The sequence below is a fragment of the Mesorhizobium sp. WSM1293 genome (genome assembly GCF_000513875.1).
Lineage (GTDB): Bacteria > Pseudomonadota > Alphaproteobacteria > Rhizobiales > Rhizobiaceae > Mesorhizobium > Mesorhizobium ciceri.
In genome coordinates this window covers 73,982-87,493 of sequence record NZ_AZUV01000008.1, presented here as the reverse complement: position 1 = coordinate 87,493, position 13,512 = coordinate 73,982, and the positions used below count along the sequence as shown (strand labels likewise).

General features: G+C 63.1%; 9 protein-coding genes and 1 pseudogene. 4 read left to right on the top strand and 6 right to left on the bottom strand.

From position 1 onward, the window contains the following. Positions 1-9: 9 nt before the first annotated feature. Entirely contained in the window at positions 10-555 is a 546-nt protein-coding gene (locus M729_RS0110235; RefSeq protein WP_027161501.1) for a DUF924 family protein, read from the top strand. Positions 556-581: 26 nt separating this feature from the next. On the opposite strand, the gene folK is transcribed toward M729_RS0110235, so the two are convergent. From folK to folP, 3 genes are read right to left on the bottom strand one after another with little or no spacing between them, the layout of a single operon-like run. Continuing rightward, a complete protein-coding gene (gene folK, locus M729_RS0110230) occupies positions 582-1,094 on the bottom strand; it encodes a 2-amino-4-hydroxy-6-hydroxymethyldihydropteridine diphosphokinase (protein ID WP_013531872.1) in 513 nt (170 codons plus the stop codon). Then, entirely contained in the window at positions 1,078-1,437 is a 360-nt protein-coding gene (gene folB / locus M729_RS0110225) for a dihydroneopterin aldolase (protein ID WP_013531873.1), read from the bottom strand. Before folB ends, folK begins: the two co-directional genes overlap by 17 nt. A 3-nt stretch (positions 1,438-1,440) precedes the next feature. Further along, positions 1,441-2,292 carry a dihydropteroate synthase gene (gene folP, locus M729_RS0110220; protein WP_027161500.1) on the bottom strand — a complete coding sequence of 284 codons (852 nt, stop codon included), beginning with the start codon at positions 2,290-2,292 and terminating at the stop codon, positions 1,441-1,443. Positions 2,293-2,395: 103 nt separating this feature from the next. Here folP and M729_RS01000000134815 point away from each other — a divergent pair. Together M729_RS01000000134815 and M729_RS0110210 are read left to right on the top strand one after the other, a co-directional pair. Continuing rightward, positions 2,396-3,054 (top strand): annotated as a pseudogene (locus M729_RS01000000134815) (DUF922 domain-containing protein). A gap of 201 nt (positions 3,055-3,255) precedes the next feature. Continuing rightward, complete coding sequence (locus M729_RS0110210) at positions 3,256-4,737, top strand: MDR family MFS transporter (protein ID WP_027161499.1); 1,482 nt, start codon at positions 3,256-3,258, stop codon at positions 4,735-4,737. Between the two features lie 3 nt (positions 4,738-4,740). On the opposite strand, the gene M729_RS0110205 is transcribed toward M729_RS0110210, so the two are convergent. The 3 genes from M729_RS0110205 to M729_RS0110195 all read right to left on the bottom strand — a co-directional run bounded on the left by M729_RS0110205 (position 4,741) and on the right by M729_RS0110195 (position 6,765). Then, positions 4,741-5,769: an NAD(P)/FAD-dependent oxidoreductase gene (locus tag M729_RS0110205; RefSeq protein WP_013531877.1), complete on the bottom strand. Its 1,029-nt coding sequence runs from the start codon at positions 5,767-5,769 to the stop codon at positions 4,741-4,743. A 195-nt stretch (positions 5,770-5,964) separates the two neighbouring features. Then, positions 5,965-6,285 (bottom strand): 2Fe-2S iron-sulfur cluster-binding protein, encoded by a 321-nt coding sequence (locus M729_RS0110200; protein ID WP_013531878.1) that lies wholly within the window; start codon positions 6,283-6,285, stop codon positions 5,965-5,967. A 111-nt stretch (positions 6,286-6,396) separates the two neighbouring features. Further along, on the bottom strand, positions 6,397-6,765 hold the full coding sequence (locus M729_RS0110195) for an Hpt domain-containing protein (RefSeq protein WP_023813039.1): 369 nt from the start codon (positions 6,763-6,765) through the stop codon (positions 6,397-6,399). 272 nt (positions 6,766-7,037) lie between these two features. On the opposite strand from M729_RS0110195, the gene M729_RS0110190 reads away from it, so the two are divergent. Continuing rightward, on the top strand, positions 7,038-13,343 hold the full coding sequence (locus M729_RS0110190; protein WP_027161498.1) for a kinesin: 6,306 nt from the start codon (positions 7,038-7,040) through the stop codon (positions 13,341-13,343). Positions 13,344-13,512 lie beyond the last annotated feature (169 nt).

Here is a 13,512-nt window from a genome sequence, read left to right as displayed (position 1 = left end):
GAATCAGGTATGGAATTGGACAGCAGAGCCCTGTCGGTCACCAAATTCTGGCGCGATGCCGGCGAGGATGCCTGGTTCGAGAAGAACGAAGCATTCGATGCCGAGTTCCGCGACCGCTTTCTCGACCTGCACTACGCCGCCGCGCGGCGTGAATGCGACGACTGGCTGGAACATACCGAAGGCGCGCTGGCGCTGATGATCCTGCTCGACCAGTTTCCGCGGAACTGCTTTCGCGGCACCGGCCATATGTACGCGACCGATCCGCTCGCCAGATATTTCGCAGAGAAGGCGATCGCGGCTGGTCATGACCTGGCACTCGAGGAAGAACTCCGCGTTTTCCTCTACCTGCCCTATGAGCATTCGGAGCTACTGGCCGACCAGGATATTTCGGTCGAGCTGACGCAGGCCAGGGCCGAGCCCTATCTGAAGTATGCTGTCGAACATCGTGATATTATTGAGCAATTCGGCCGTTTTCCGCATCGAAACAGGATGCTCGGGCGCGAAACCACCCCGCAGGAGCAGACGTTCCTGGATGGTGGCGGCTTCTCGGGCTAAAGTTCGGCCGTCGCTTTGCCCAGAAATCAGGCCAGCCACCAATCCCGGCCGGACGACAATCGCTCGATGCCTGAGGTATCGACGGCGACCAGGCGGTCGGTGATGCTGCGACCGCTGACAACCAGGCCGGGCGCGATCTCGGCCAGCGGCGCCAGCACGAAGGCGCGCTCCAGCATGCGCGGATGCGGCACCTCCAGCCCGGTCTCGTGGATGACGCGGTCGCCGAACACCAGAATGTCGATGTCGATCAGCCGCGGCCCCCACCGCTCCTCGCGCACCCGCTTCAGCTTGCGCTCCGCATCGAGGCAGAGGTCGAGCAAGGCACGCGGTGCAAGCACGGTGGAAATTTCGGCGGCCGCATTGAGAAAATCCGGCTGATCGAGCTTGCCCCAGGGCGGTGTGCGATAAAGCGAGGAGACGCCGGTGACACGCGTATCCGCGTCGGCATCCAGCATGCGCAGCGCCGCGCTCATGGATTTCGCCGGATCGCCAAGATTGCCGCCAAGGCTGAGATAAACGGTACTATTCGGGCCAGACAACGGTCACCTCGACATAATCGAGCACGCCGGGCACTGGTGCGTTCGGCTTGCGCACCGTGATCTCGGCTTTCTTTATCTGCGGAAAACGCGCCGTCAGCGCACGGGCCACTTCGAGCGCCAGCGACTCGATCAGAAAACGGCGCTGCCCGGTGATGATCTTTTCAATGACGCTGAATGCAACGCCGTAGTGGACTGTATCCTCGATCGAATCTTCGGCAAGCGCCCGGCCTGGATCAACGGTCAGAACGGCATCGACATAGAAGCGCTGGCCGAGCCGTTCCTCCTCGTCCAGCACGCCGTGCCGGGCAAAGAAAGCGCAGTTCTTCATGCGGATGACATACATCGATCAGTTTCTCGCCCGGTCGGTTTGACGCGCCAGCATAGCATCGGCGAGCGCCAATGCGTCCACGTTGAATGCGACATCGTGGACGCGAAACAGATCGGCGCCCTGGAGCCTCAAAATGACGCTGGTCGCCGCTGTTCCGACCCCTCTGTCGGCGGCATCACGGCCGGTGACCGCGCCGATGAAGCGTTTTCGCGACGTGCCGGCCATCAGCGGCAGGCCGAGTGCATGCAATTCCGAAAAGCGTGCCATCAGGTCGAGATTCTCCTCCGCCGTCTCCTTGGCGAATCCGAAACCGGGATCGAGCACGATGTGATCATCGGCGATGCCGTTCCGGCGGGCGATTTCCAGCGACCTTCGCAGGAATGCCAACTGATCGGCAATCGCGTCCGGCAGCTTCTGGCGATCCCGCCCGGTATGCATGATGACAAGCCCGGCACCGGTATCGGCGGCGACACGAGCAATATCGGGCTCGCGCTGCAAACCCCAGACATCGTTGACGATATGCGCGCCGGCGGCGACCGCCAGCCGCGCCGTGTCGGCGCGATAGGTATCGACCGAAATCAGCACCTCGCCCACGCCCGCCAGCGCTTCGATCACCGGCAGGATGCGGGCCTGTTCCTGGCTGGCCGATACCGCGGCAGCACCTGGGCGCGTCGATTCTCCCCCGACATCGACAACCAGTGCCCCTTCCCCGATCGTGCGGCGCGCCTGGGCCAGCGCCTTTTCAGGGGCGTCGAACTGGCCGCCGTCGGAAAAGCTGTCGGGCGTGACATTGAGGATGCCGACGACCACGGCCTTGCCGCCAAGGTCGAGATGGCGTCCATGCGCCAACTGCCATCGCCTGGCCGTCATTGCTCATCGACCATGGAGTTCATCAATCATGTGTGATCCCTGGCGGATCAATTTCATTGCGCCGGCAACGGCCGTAAAGCAAGGTGGTCGAAGAGGCAACATGATGAAACGATCCATGCTTGGCATGAAAAAACAGTCCTTGGGCGTGAAACAATCCTTGGCTTGCGCGCTGCTGCTCGCCATAACGCCGCACCCGGCGGCGGCGGCCAATCTCGTCAAGACATACAGCTATTTCGCCATTGGCGGCAGCACGCTCGACGACATCGAGGCACAACTCTCCAAACGCGGGCCGGAGGTGAAAAGCACCGGCACGCGGCACCCGGGCGCTACGCAAATGGCGTTCACCACCCGTATCAGCTATGCGCAGACACCGAGTTCCTGCCGGATCGCCGACGCGGTGGTGACCGTCAAGGTGAAGGTGATCCTTCCCGAGTGGCGCCGGCCGCGCAAGGCCGATGCCGATGTCAGGCTGTTCTGGGATACGCTGTCGGCCGACATCAAGCGCCATGAGGAGCGCCATGTCGAAATCGCCAAGACCATGGCGGCGACCTCGAAGAGGCCTTGAAAGCCACCTACCCGCAAAAGAACTGCGACGCCGCCAAGGCCAAGGCGGCCGCGATCACCGCGGCTGTTCTGGCCAGGCACGACCGCGCCCAGCTTCAGTTCGACCGCGTCGAAAGCGTCAATTTCGAAAGCCGCATCTTGCGGCTGCTGCGCTACCGCATGGAGCGCATCGGCAACGGACGACTGCCGCCGGCCTGAACGCACCCGAACTGAAAGCCAAATTCACCGAAGCGTAGTGCCAGATTCGAAAAACTTTCGAGCCGCCGTCGAAACCGGCCTATATGGGACGACATATCAGGCTCGCCAGACGAGCTTAAAACACCAATGCGATCCAAACGGTCATGAAGCCGGAGCGGCTGAACAGCGCCGGTCAAATCGCAAGCTTATGGATGAACGATCATGGACCAGGCTGTCGATGAGAAAACGATGGCGGAAACCGGCACGCCGATAACAGAGCGCGAAAAGAACGCCATCATCGGCGGCGTGCTGTTGTCGATGCTGTTGGCGGCACTCGATCAGACCATTGTCGCGCCGGCCATGCCGACCATCGGGCATGCGCTCGGAAACGCACACTATCTGCCATGGATCGTCACCGGTTATCTCCTGACCGCTACCGCGGTGGCTCCGCTCTACGGCAAGATTTCCGACGTCTACGGCCGCCGGCCAACCGTCTATGCCGCGATCCTGATCTTTTTGGCGGGATCGGTGGTCAGTGCGATGGCTCCCAACATGTTTGTGCTGGTTGTCGGGCGGGCGATCCAGGGCGCCGGTGGCGGCGGCTTGTTCGCTTTGACGCAGACCGTCGTCGGGGATCTCGTGCCGCCGCGCGAGCGGGCACGCTATGCCGCCTGGTTCTCCGGCACATGGGCTGTCGCCAGCATTGCCGGTCCGTTGCTCGGCGGCACTTTCGCAGAGCACCTGCACTGGTCACTGATCTTCTGGATCAACATTCCGCTTGGTTTTCTTGCGATGGCGATCATCAACAAGCCGCTCAAGAAACTGCCCATTGCCGCAAAGCGCCATCGCATCGACGGCCTGGGCGCGCTGCTTCTGATAATTGCCACGGCGCTGCTGCTGCTCGCCTTGAACTGGGGCGGCAGCGCCTATCCCTGGACTTCGCTTGAAGTCATCGGCGTTCTCTGCGGTTCGGCGATTTTCTGGAGCGCTTTTGCCTTGCGGCTCATGCGCGCCGCCGAGCCGCTCATCTCACTCGAAGTGCTTGGCAATCCAATCGTTCTGGCGGGCACGCTTTCGATGTTCCTGCTTCAGGCCGCAAGCGTCGGCATGGCTGTGTACCTGCCCGTCTATCTTCAGGCGGTGCTCGGCTTGTCGGCAGCGGAGTCGGGCATCGCGATGCTTGGGCTTCTGCTGGGGACCGTCGGCGGCGCGGCATTCAGCGGGCGTATGATCCCGCATTTCACCCACTACAAGCGCATTGCGATGGTGGGCGTCGTCTTCAGCATGCTGTGCCTCTGCCTGCTGGCCGTCGTCGCAGGATATGCAACGCTGCTGGAGGTCGAGGTCTTGACGATTTGCATCGGGTTTGGAACCGGAACGACGTTTCCGGTCACCACCGTGTCGGTCCAGAACGCCGTCGATCGCGTGCATCTCGGCGTCGCGACGGGCGTGCTGACATTCCTGCGTTCGCTTGGCAGTGCGCTTGGAGTCGCCATGCTCGGCGCGGTCGCTCTGGGCTACGGCTTGCCGCTTGCCGGTGAAGGCGTGCGGATCGCTGGCCATAGCGCGACGATCGAGCCGTTCGTGATGATCTTTGCCGTCGCCGCCGCTACATTGCTGCTCGGGCTGATCACGCTGACGCTGATGCCCGAAAAGGAGCTTCGCGGCTACGCCGACAATGCGGCGCCGATGCTGGCCGAGTAAAGTTCAGCCGGAGACGCCGAGCTTCTTCTGCAGGCTGGTCGATGAGGTCGTGTACTGGAAAACGATGCGCTCGCCGGGGCTGATGATGCGCTTGGCGGCCTGCGCCATCAGCGCCACTTCGTGGAAACCCGACAGGATCAGCTTCAGCTTGCCCGGATACCAGTTGATGTCGCCGACCGCGAAGATGCCGGGCACCGATGTTTGGAATTTTTCGGTATCGACCGGAATGAGGTTCTCGTGAAGGTTGAGACCCCACTCCGCGATCGGTCCGAGCTTCATGGTCAGGCCGAAGAACGGCAGCATGCGCGTGCAAGGCACCTCGACGTCGCCATCCGGTCCCTTGATGGTGGCCGATGACAACTGGCCGTCGGCACCGGTCAATCCGGTCACCTGGCCGACCTGGAATTCGAGCTGCTTCATCTCCTGCATGGCATACATCTTGTTGACGCTGTCGGGAGCGGCGCGGAACTCAGGCCGCCGGTGCACCAGCGTCACGCTCTTTGCCACCGGCTGCAGGTTCAGCGTCCAGTCGAGCGCCGAGTCGCCGCCGCCGACAATGACGAGGTCGTGGCCGCGAAAATCCTCCATCCGGCGCACCGAATAGAAGACGCTCTTGCCTTCATAGGGCTCGATGCCGGGGATCGGCGGACGCTTGGGCTGGAAGGAGCCGCCGCCGGCGGCAATCACCACCACCTTGGCCTCGAACACCTCGTTTTCGTCGGTGGTGACGCGAAAACTGCCGTCCTCCAGTTTTTCCAGGCTGGAAACCATTCGGTTGTAGCTGAAATCGGGCTTGAACGGCGCGATCTGCTCGAGCAATTTGTCGACCAGCCCCTGCGCCGAGATCGAAGGCCAGCCTGGAATGTCGTAGATCGGCTTTTCCGGATAGAGCTCCGCGCATTGGCCGCCCGGCCGATCGAGAATGTCGATCAGGTGGCACTTCATGTCGAACAGGCCGAGCTCGAACACGGCAAACAGGCCAACCGGCCCTGCCCCGACAATAAGCACGTCTGTCCTGGTGATGTCGGTCATGCCTGTGCCTCGCTGCGCATGACCCCGAAAATCGGATCGATTTTCGGAAAGGATCACGCGCAAATAAAAGTGCTACAGCGTCCTTTGCGCGTCCAAGAGGACGCGCGGCGCTGTGGTGAAACAGCAGGACACTGCATGACCATCGCCCCGCTGCCAAGCCACAGCGGGAAAAATCAGTTGGCAAAAAGGTTGCGCTTATCCCTGGCGGGCAGGCACCCGCACGACCAAGCCGTCAAGCGCATCGCGGACCTTGATCTGGCATGACAGGCGCGAGTTGGGCTGGACGTCGTAGGCGAAGTCCAGCATGTCCTCTTCCATCGCTTCCGGCTCGCCGACTTCAGCCGTCCAGGCTTCGTCGACATAGACGTGACAGGTGGCACAGGCGCAGGCACCGCCGCATTCGGCTTCGATCCCGGGCACGGCGTTGCGGATCGCGTTCTCCATGACCGTAGAGCCGTTCTCGGCGTCCATGTCGAAATGCGTGCCGTCATGGGCAATGAAAGTCAGCTTGGTCATTTGTCACCTGAAGGGAGTTGCAGCCGAGATAATCACTCCGGCTGACAAGTCAACTGCCGCATGAAAGCGCCGCCCGATGACGTTTTTCCGCAAATCGGATTCGGCGCGGATTCAGCGGTTGATGGCGGCGATGAAATCGCGCACTTCGTCGATCAGCGTACCAAGCCGCTTGAGCGTCTGGCCGTCTTCCGGCCGGTGCTCGATCTCGGTGGCGCAATCGGCGATGGCAAAGGCGCCCACGCCCCGTGCCGAACCCTTTAATCCATGGGCGAGCAGAAGCCGGTCCTTGATATCGGCGTCGACTATTCTGTCGCGCACGGACAGCGCCTGCTGTACAAATAGCGCCAGAACCTCTTGCTCAAGGCTGCGGTCACCCATCGTCTGGCGGGCAAGGTGTGCCAAATCGACCGGCCGTGACCGTCTTGGTCCGGATACATCTCCCCCGGGCATTGAGAAGGCGATGCCGCTTTCGCCACGCATGAACTCGAACTCCGTTTCTTCGACTCGCCCAAAAACCTAGGCGAATCCAATGGACAACGGGTTAATGAATGGCCCGGAAAAATGTTGCCAAAGCGGCGTCCAAATCACAGTTCCGTTAACCTTATATTTAAAGTTTTACGTATCCCGCGGAATGCATGTTTTCTTTACCCCCCTGTGTCATTACGATACGAGGGGTCCATTTTCAGCCTCCTGCGCGGGGCAAGACAAACAGAATTATAAGCCCGCGGCAGCTAGTACAGGGTAGCGAAGGCATGGCAAAGAAACCGACGACGAGAACTCTCGACAGCGAAGTGGCCAGGGAACTGGAAAAGGCGCTCGATCTCGACCTCAGCAATGAGATCGGCAGCGGCGACCTCGATATCGCGGCTTCGATGGAGGATCTTGAAGCGCAGATATCCCAGGCGGCCGACGAGCTGGCGCGCGAGGGACGCAATCATAAGCCGGAACAGAACCCGGAGCCGGTGGTCAACCAAAACCAGGCCGCGAAACCCGCGCCCAAGGCCAAACCTGCCGAATTGCGCCCCGTGGAACCGCGCAATGGCGCCCAGCCCGCAGGTTTCGCGCCGGCCAATGACGATCGCCAGAAGGATTACAAGACGCTCCTGCACAGCCTCAACAGGCGTGCCTCGAACACCATTTACTGGGTCGTCGCCTTCGTTTCGCTCGCCTGGTTCGCCGGTGCCGGTGGTTTGGCCAATCTGCTTTTCGGACCGAGCATCTGGAGAATCCGCACGCTCGACCAGTTCCTCGCCCGTCCGGAACTGATCGGCCTCGCCGTCGCGGCCATCGTGCCCGTCATCCTGTTCTGGGCCTTCGCCGCCATGATTCGCCGCGCCCAGGAAATGCGCATCGCCGCACAGTCGATGACCGAAGTGGCCTTCCGCCTGACCGAGCCGGAAAACCTTGCCCAGGATCGCGTCATGATGATCGGCCAGGCCGTTCGTCGCGAGGTCGCGGCGATGGGCGAAGGCATCGAACGCACGCTTGCCCGCGCCGTCGAACTGGAAACGCTTGTCCACAGCGAAGTCAACCAGATCGAACGCTCCTATTCCGAGAATGAATCCCGCATCCGTTCGCTGGTCGACGGCCTCGGCAGCGAGCGCGAAGCCGTCGTCACCCATGCCGAGCGCGTCCGCGCCTCGATTACCGGCGCGCATGAGACGCTGAAGGACGAGATCGGCGCGGCTTCCGACATCATTCGCGACTCGATCCTCAATGCATCGACCAAATTGTCGATGACGATCACCAATTCCGGCGACACGCTGATCGACCGCATCAACGAAAGCTCGATGTCGATCTTCGATTCCGTCGAAGGCCGGCTCGATTCGATCACCGACCGTCTGTCGACCTCGGGCGAGGCCTTCGCCAGCCTTCTCGACACCCGCATTGCCAAGCTGACGGACACCACGGACGGACTGACGCGGTCGTTGACCGATCTGCTCGACGATCGCACCACCGGCATGGTGTCGCTGCTTGGCGGCGCCGCGCGCACCCTCAATTCCGAATTCGAGGCCAGCCTCAACGGCATCGAGCGGACGCTCGCCGAACGCGGCCAGGCGCTGATCAGCGAGTTCCAGACCCGCGCCGAGGCGCTCGACACCGGAACGCAGAAGCTCAATGCGGCACTCGAGGCCCGCGCCCGCCAGATCAATGAAACGCTGGTCGAGCGCGCCCGCGAAATCGCGCACACCTTCGCCGAGAGCAAGGACACGCTGTCGGCGATGATCGATCAGGGCAAGACCCAGATCGGCGCCGACATGGCCGACATCGTCACTTCGACCTCCTCTATGCTCGAAGCCCGCGCCAGCGACTTCGCCGGACGCATGGAAGCCGCCCGTCACGTCGTGTCGCGTTCGTTCGACAGTGACATCCAGCGGCTCGCCGACGCCCGCGTCGGCATCGAGGAAGCTGTTGAGAACCACAGCAGGAAACTGTCCGAAAGCCGCGAGCGCATGGCCGCGGCCATGGAGGCCGACCTGGCGAAGTTCGCCGAGGGCCGCGCCGGCATCGATGCGGCAGTAACCAACCAGGTGCAGAAGCTGGCCGAAGGCCGCAGCCTGATCTCGCGCGCTCTCGAAGAGGATCTGCGCAAGGTCAATGAATCGCGGGCGGCCATCGATGCATCGCTCGGCAGCCATCTCGAAAGGCTGGAAGAAGGTCGCAACAGGCTCTCTATTGCCTTGAATGAAGACTCCGGGAAGCTGGTGCAAGCTCGTACGATCATTGATGAAATGGTCGCCGGACATGTCGGAAAACTCGCCGAGGGCCGCAACATTCTGTCGCGCGCTTTGGAAGCCGATCTCGGAAAACTGTCCGACAGCCGCGCCGACATCGACGGTCTGGTCGCCGGTCAGGTGGAAAAAATCGCCGAAGGCCGCGCCGTGCTCGCCAAGGCGTTGGAAAACGACATCGTCGGCATCAAGAGCCTCATCGAAACCCATTCCGCCAAACTGGCGGAAGACCGCACGCAGCTTTCCCATTCGCTCGACAATGATCTGTCCGGCATGCGCGGCCTGATCGAAAGCCATTCGGGACGGTTGGCCGAGGACCGCAGCCTGCTGTCGCAGACCCTTGAAGCCGACCTTGCCAAGCTGGCCGAAAGCCGTTCGAGCATCGACGGTCTGGTCGCCGGTCAGGTCGAGAAGCTGGCGGAAGGCCGCGACATTCTCAAGCGCGCGCTGGAATCCGACCTGAACACGATCAAGGGCGTTATCTCAAGCCAGTCGGAAAAGCTGGCCGAGGATCGCGGTCAGCTTTCCCGGGTCCTGGAAGCCGACCTGCAGAATGTGAACAGCGTCATCGCCGATCACATGAACAAGCTTGTCCAAGACCGCTCCGCCCTGTCCAGGGCCCTTGAGGACGACCTCGCCAAGCTGGCCGACAGCCGCTCCAGCATCGACGGGCTGGTTGCGGGTCAGGTCGAGAAGTTGTCCGAGGGCCGAGATATTCTGCGGCGCGCTCTGGAATCCGACCTCAACGCGATCAAGGGGACCATTGCCGACCAGTCGCAGAAACTGGTCGATGACCGGGCACAGTTCGCCCGGGCACTCGAGGCTGACCTCGAAAGCGTCAATGGCTTGGTCAACAGCCATTCCGAAAGGCTCGTCCAGGATCGTTCGACGCTGTCGAAAGCGCTTGAAGCCGACCTCGAAAACGTCGGTGGCCTCGTTAACAGCCACGCGGAAAGGCTTGTCCAGGAGCGCTCGACCCTGTCCAAGGCGCTCGAGGACGATCTTGCCAAACTGGCCGAGAGCCGCTCAAGCATCGACGGTCTGGTCGCCGGCCAGGTCGAGAAACTCGCCGAAGGTCGCGATGTTCTCAAGCGCGCGCTGGAAGCCGATCTCGCCAAGCTGGCCGAAAGCCGCTCCAGCATCGACGGTCTGGTTGCCGGCCAGGTCGAGAAGCTGGCCGAGGGCCGCGACATTCTCAAACGCGCCCTTGAAGCCGACCTGCAGAAGCTGACCGAAAGCCGCAGCGACATCGACGACGTCATCGCCGGACATGTCGGCAAGCTGTCCGAAGGCCGCAATATGTTGACCCGCGCGCTGGAAGACGATCTCGGCAAGCTCGCCGAGACCCGCAAGGACGTTGACCGCTCGCTGTCGGGCCATATCGACCAGATCGCTGCCAGAAGCACCGGCATTTCCGACGCAATCGCTGCCGATGTCGAGAAGATCGAGCAGGCGTTCAGTCGCCAGACCGGCATCATCGAGGAGCGCGCCGGCACCATGGAACGTGCGCTCTCGACAGGCGTCGACAACGTCCGCGCCGTGCTCGAGAAGAGCGCCGTGTTTGTCGCCGGCGCCCTGCGCGAAAAGGTGCTGGAAGTCACCAGCACCCTGCACGAGCAGGCCGGTGCCGCGTTCAGCGACGCCGACCGGAAGATCGCCGAGCGCGCCGAGCAGACCTCCGCCGCCCTGCTGGCGCGGGCCGAAGACATCGCCCGCACCTTCGAGGAGGCCGACCGTCGCCTGCACGCCCGTGCAGAAGATACGTCGAACGCCTTGCTTGCCCGCGCGGACGACACGTCCAGCTCGCTGCTGGCCCGTGCCCATGAAACCGCCGATCAGCTGGCCGCTCGCGCAAATCAGATCGCCGGCACCTTCGAAGCGGCAGACCAGAAGCTTGCCGCCCGCGCCCAGGAAACCGCAGATCAGCTGACCGCCCGGGCTCAGGACACCGCCGACCATCTGGCAGCTCGTGCAAGCGAAATTGCAGGCACGTTCGATGCCGCCGACCAGAAGCTGGTCGCCCGCGCCATCGAAACGGCCCAGTCGCTGGCCGCGCGCGCCGGCGACATCCTGCGCAACTTCGAAGGCGCCGACCAGCGGCTCGGCATGCGGATCGGCGAATCGGCCGAAGCGCTTGCCGCACGCGCATCGGACCTTGGCCGCATCTTCGATGCCGCCGACCAGCAGCTCGTCTCGCGCATCGCCGAGGGTTCGGAAGCGCTGTCGAGCCGCGCCTCGGAAATCGGCCGTATCTTCGACGACGCGGATCAGCGTCTGGTGTCGCGCATCGCCAGCAGCACCACCACGATCGGCGAGCATGCCGAGACGATCGTCGGCGCCTTTGCCGATACCGAGCAACGGGTTGCCGAACGCGCAAGGCGGACCGGCCAGGAAATGGCCGTGCATGCCCGCGAAATCGAGCAGGCGCTTGCCGGCGCCGACGAGCGTCTCGCCTCGAGCGCGGCGGCCGCGGCAGCCCGTGTCGAAGAGCAGGTCTCGGGCGTCGAGAACCGCCTCGCCTTTACGGCCGAGACGATGGGCCAGAAGCTCAACGAGCAGGTGTCGAACGCCGAGGCGCAACTCGTCTCGCGCGCCAATGTGATCGCCGAGACCTTCACCGCGGTTGGCCAGCATATCGGCCAGAGCACCAACGATGCCGCCAAGACGATCGGCGCCAACACCCGCGAACTCAACACCATGCTCGCGGCGCGTTCGGCCGAAATGTCGAAGATCCTCGACGAAACCGCACGGCCTTTGGTCGAGCGCTTCGCCCAGGGCGGCTCGGACCTGCAAAAGAGCATGGAAGAGGTCACCGAACGCGCCACCGAGAAGCTGCGCAGCGAGAATGCCGCACTTGTCGACGCGCTCGCCAACCGCACCGCCGAAACCTTGTCGGCGGTCGAGGGCGCCCGCTCGTCGCTGTCCGACAGCGTCGCCGACCTCATCGGCCGGATGACCAAGTCCAGCTCGCAGCTCGGTCAGCTGATCGAGCAGGCCGCGGTCAATCTCGGCCAGGTCGATGAACGCCTGAGCGGCAGCACGCAAAGCTTCGCCGCCACCACCGAGAAGGCCGCGCAGACCTTTGCCAGCTCGGCACGTCTGGTTGATTCGAACACGACTAGGCTGACGGAACTGTCGTCGTCCACCTTGCGCGAGGTCGCGTCGATTGCCACCAAGTTCGACGAGCACAGCCGCCTGCTCTCCAGTGCTTCGGACCTGTTGAGCTCGGCCCAGAGCAACCTCGAGCACACGCTCGAACGGCAGTCGTCGCTCGAAGACCTCGCCGTCGGCCTGGTCAAGAAGTCGGAAGATCTCGAAAGGGTCATGCGCTCGTTCGAAAATCTCGTCGGCCAGACGCTGCAGAACGCCGAAGGCAAGACGATGGAGTCGGCCGACAAGATCCGCAACGCCATCACCGACGTCGTCGACTCGGCAACCAAGCGCTTTGCCGATGCGACCGAGGAGATGCGGCGCACAGCGGGTTCGATCAAGAGCGAGCTCGACCTGACCCGCGCCGAGCTCAAGAAGGGCGTCATCGAAATGCCGGAAGAGGCCAAGGAATCGACTTCGGCCATCCGCCGCGCCGTTTCCGAGCAGATCAACGCCCTGAAGGAGCTTTCGGACATCGTGGCCAAGTCCGGCCGCGGCGGTGAAGGGTCCGAACCACGCAACCTGCGTCCGGCGCCGCAAGCGCCGGCCGCACGCGCTGCCGAGCCGCCGCGCCGAGCACCGGCACCGCAGCCGGACCTGCGCACGCCTCAGGCGCCCTTGGGCGGCCCTGCATTGCGCGGCACGCTCGACCTTGACCGTCCGACCGAGGCGGCACCGCGTCCGCGCGGCGATGCCAACGCCCGCACGCCGCAGGGTGGCTGGGTGCGCGATCTGCTGACCGCGGCATCGAACGATGAGGACCTCAGGTCGGCAGCTCCCCCAGCGACTGCGGAAGCGCCCCGCGCTACGCCTGCCCAGCGATCGCCCCTTCATGTCGTCGAATCGCTGAACTCGCTCTCCGTCGATATCGCGCGGGCCATCGACCACGATGCTTCGATCGAGCTGTGGAACCGTTACCGGCGCGGCGAGCGTGACGTGTTCACAAGGCGGCTCTACACGCTGAAGGGTCAGCAGACGTTCGACGAGATCCGTCGCAAGTATCAGGCCGAGGCCGAGTTCCGCGCCGCCGTCGACCGCTACTGCGACGATTTCGAGAAGCTGCTCAAGGATGTCTCGCGCAACGACCGCGACAACATCATGGCGCAGACCTACCTGACGTCGGACACCGGCAAGGTCTACACCATGCTGGCGCATGCGAGCGGCCGCCTGCACTAAGACAGGAATTGAACAGGCGGGCCATGGTCCCGCCTGTGCCTGCTCTAACGTCCGGCACGCGTTGAACCTGCCCGCAACAGGTCTTGCAAGACTATCGATGCCTTCGGAATCCGCCCCAAGTCGATCTCCCGACGGCGCCATAATTCATCCACAGTACCGCTGCCCTAAC

What these genes read in the sequence shown, in the direction of transcription:
- M729_RS0110235 (WP_027161501.1), top strand. Translation starts at nt 10, where the DNA reads ATGGAATTGGACAGCAGAGCCCTGTCGGTCACCAAATTCTGGCGCGAT.
- folB (WP_013531873.1), bottom strand. Translation starts at nt 1,437, where the DNA reads ATGTATGTCATCCGCATGAAGAACTGCGCTTTCTTTGCCCGGCACGGC.
- folP (WP_027161500.1), bottom strand. Translation starts at nt 2,292, where the DNA reads ATGACGGCCAGGCGATGGCAGTTGGCGCATGGACGCCATCTCGACCTT.
- M729_RS0110210 (WP_027161499.1), top strand. Translation starts at nt 3,256, where the DNA reads ATGGACCAGGCTGTCGATGAGAAAACGATGGCGGAAACCGGCACGCCG.
- M729_RS0110205 (WP_013531877.1), bottom strand. Translation starts at nt 5,769, where the DNA reads ATGACCGACATCACCAGGACAGACGTGCTTATTGTCGGGGCAGGGCCG.
- M729_RS0110200 (WP_013531878.1), bottom strand. Translation starts at nt 6,285, where the DNA reads ATGACCAAGCTGACTTTCATTGCCCATGACGGCACGCATTTCGACATG.
- M729_RS0110195 (WP_023813039.1), bottom strand. Translation starts at nt 6,765, where the DNA reads ATGCGTGGCGAAAGCGGCATCGCCTTCTCAATGCCCGGGGGAGATGTA.
- M729_RS0110190 (WP_027161498.1), top strand. Translation starts at nt 7,038, where the DNA reads ATGGCAAAGAAACCGACGACGAGAACTCTCGACAGCGAAGTGGCCAGG.